2 protein-coding genes are annotated in these 2,970 nt (G+C 45.6%); both read left to right on the top strand.

What is annotated here, in order from left to right:
• Positions 1 to 514 precede the first annotated feature (514 nt).
• Positions 515 to 2,482, top strand: coding sequence for a M1 family metallopeptidase (locus tag AC37HE_RS08095; RefSeq protein WP_500782320.1), 1,968 nt, complete (start codon positions 515 to 517; stop codon positions 2,480 to 2,482).
• A gap of 135 nt (positions 2,483 to 2,617) precedes the next feature.
• Positions 2,618 to 2,752 carry a hypothetical protein gene (locus tag AC37HE_RS08090; protein ID WP_500782319.1) on the top strand — a complete coding sequence of 45 codons (135 nt, stop codon included), beginning with the start codon at positions 2,618 to 2,620 and terminating at the stop codon, positions 2,750 to 2,752.
• The last annotated feature ends 218 nt before the right edge of the window (positions 2,753 to 2,970 follow it).

Raw genomic sequence — 2,970 nt, 5'->3', positions numbered from 1 at the left:
GAAAGTGTTCAGTCTCAGTTACCAGTCCTAGAGAGCTGAAACCCGGAACTCGTAACTCGCAACTTGGAACTTGGAACTTGAAAGATTGCCGCGTCCTCCTGCGTCGTCCTCGCAATGACGGAACCCGGAACCCGCAACTTGGAACTTAAAACTCGAAACTTAAAACTTCAGGATTAACGATTGCCAATTATTGATTAACGATTAACGATTAACGATTGAGTAACCAGCAACACCCCTGACCTATAAACGGGTAACTATAACAGCAACTTGGAACTTGGAACTTGGAACTTGGAACTTGGAACTTGAAACTTGGAACTCGAAACTCGAAACTTTAACGATTGCGTTTCTTACTTCTACATTTCTCATTTGTTATTCGATATTCGTTATTCCAACTCTTCATTTTGGTTTGTAATTTCAGAAAACATACCTATTTCTTGTAATTATTACAGTCTAATCGATACCAATCTGTCAACCAATAACAATTCAAGCCATATCATCCTTAAACCCGCACCTCATGAAGCATTTGAATTACCTGGTGACTTTCGTGTTAATCGTGTACGCTGCAACAGCTGTAGCACAAAGCACCGAAGGCTTTGATCAGCACAAAGCATTTAATCCGAACTTGTTGACTTCGCCGGAATCGCCTTACCGCAGTGCCAGCGGAATTCCTGCAGCCAGCTACTGGCAAAACAAGGCCGACTATCAAATTAAAGCCGAACTGGACACCGTTACCAACAGCATTACTGCCAGCATGACTTTGACCTATACCAATAACAGTCCGGACGACTTGTCGTTTCTGTGGCTCGAGCTGGGTCAAAACCTCTTTAAGGAAGGGTCGATCGGAAGTCTTAGCCAAGGTGCAAAAACCGATGCCGGTGGTTTTCAGTTTCAATCGGTGAAAATCGGCAATCAGGATGCAGACTACAAGATTAACGATACCAGAATGCAAATTCGTTTGGCTCAGCCAGTCGCTGCCAAAGGTGGAAATATTCAAATAACCTTTAAATACTCCTTTAAAATCAGTCCTGATCAGTTCAGAACCGGTTTAGTGAAAACGCAAAAAGGTACGATTTACGATGTTGCACAGTGGTATCCCCGCATGTGCGTTTACGACGATATTCGGGGATGGAACACACTTCCCTATCAAGGGTCGGGAGAATTTTACTGTGAGTACGGCGATTTCAATTACGAGGTCACCTTACCGGCCGACTTAATTGTTGTTGGCTCCGGAGAGATGACCAATCCGGAAGACGTGTTAACCCGCAAACAGCAGGCCCGACTGAAAAAAGCAGCGAACAGTGACGAGACACAGTTCATCATTACTCCTGAAGAAGTAGGCACCAAAGCGGCACGCCCGAAAAGCAATGGTACCTTGACCTGGAAATTCAAGATGACCAACAGCCGTGATGTAGCCTGGGCGGCTTCGAAAGCTTACGTTTGGGATGCAGCAAAAATTAATCTTCCCGAAGGAAAAACAGCGTTGGCCATGTCGGTTTACCCGCTTGAAAGTGTTGGCGACACAGCCTGGAGCCGTTCAACGGAATATCTGAAACATTCCATCGAACACTTCTCTGATCGTTGGTTTCCCTACCCTTACCCGGTTGCCATTAACATTGCCGGACCGGTTGGAGGAATGGAATATCCCGGTTTGTGCTTCTGCAGCTGGAAATTCAACTCTGCCAAGGTAACCTACTTTGTTACAGCCCACGAAATCGGGCACAACTGGTTCCCCATGATTGTTGGGTCAAACGAACGTCGCTTTGCCTTTATTGACGAAGGATTCAACACCTTCATCGATATTTATGCACAGGAAGATTTCAATAACGGTGAATTCGCTCCCAAACGGGACGGCGAATATGATCCGGAGAATAAAAATCCGTCACGCGACCTGGTGTCTTACCTGACTCGCCCCGATGCTGAAGCTGTCATCAACCTCGCAGACGTTCTTCAACGTCAATATTCACACACGCTGAGTTACTACAAATCAGCACATGGTCTGGTCATGCTGCGTGAATACATCCTGGGAGCCGATCGGTTTGATTATGCCTTCCGTGAGTTCATCCGGCAATGGGCTTTTAAACACCCGGCGCCAAACGACTTCTTCCGAGCAATGAACAATGCCAGCGGGGAAGATCTCAACTGGTACTGGAATGAATGGTACGATCAAACCTGGACGCTGGACCAAGCGGTAACAGGCGTAAACTATGTGGACAACGAACCAACCAAAGGGTCGCAAATCATGGTGGAAAACCTCCGACAAATGGTGATGCCGGTAAAACTGAAGATTAAAGAAGAAAGCGGTAAAGAAACCGTTGTAAAACTACCTGTGGAGATCTGGCAACACGGAGGTAAATACACCTACAACTTTGCATCGACCAGCCGGATTATCTCGGTGGATGTTGATCCGGAAATGGAGTTACCCGATGTTGACGATTCAAACAACCACTGGCACACAACCGATCCTTCGATCAGTCGCAAGTAAGAATTCTTTCCATTACAATAATAAGAAGATGAGGGGGCCGTCAGCATTGATGGCCCTTTCTTATTTGCAGACTTTAGGGATCCGATCTTTTGAATAGATGGATCCCAATATATTTCTATAATGATTGAAGGATAGATGGGAAGGATTGAAAGCTACAAGGAGTTAGCCCATCGGGCTTCAACATCAATAGAAAAACGCCCACCTTCGGATATCACGATGCTGGGCGAAGAGAAAAGATTGCCGCGTCCTCCTGCGTCGTCCTCGCAATGACGAATCCGGAACTTGAAAATTAAAATCTGAAACTTTCAGGAATAACGATTGAGTGAACAGCAACCAGCAACATCCCCTGACCTATAAACGGGTAACTATACCCGTAACCCGAAACTCGAAACTTGGAACTTGAACGATTGCGCTTTCTTACTTCTACATTTCGAAATACGAAACTCGATGCTAAGAACCTTGGGAGATCGGACAATATAAAAATAGCT

It is taken from the genome of Mangrovibacterium sp. (assembly GCF_059905295.1).
This window is presented reverse-complemented; position numbering and strand designations above follow the sequence as displayed.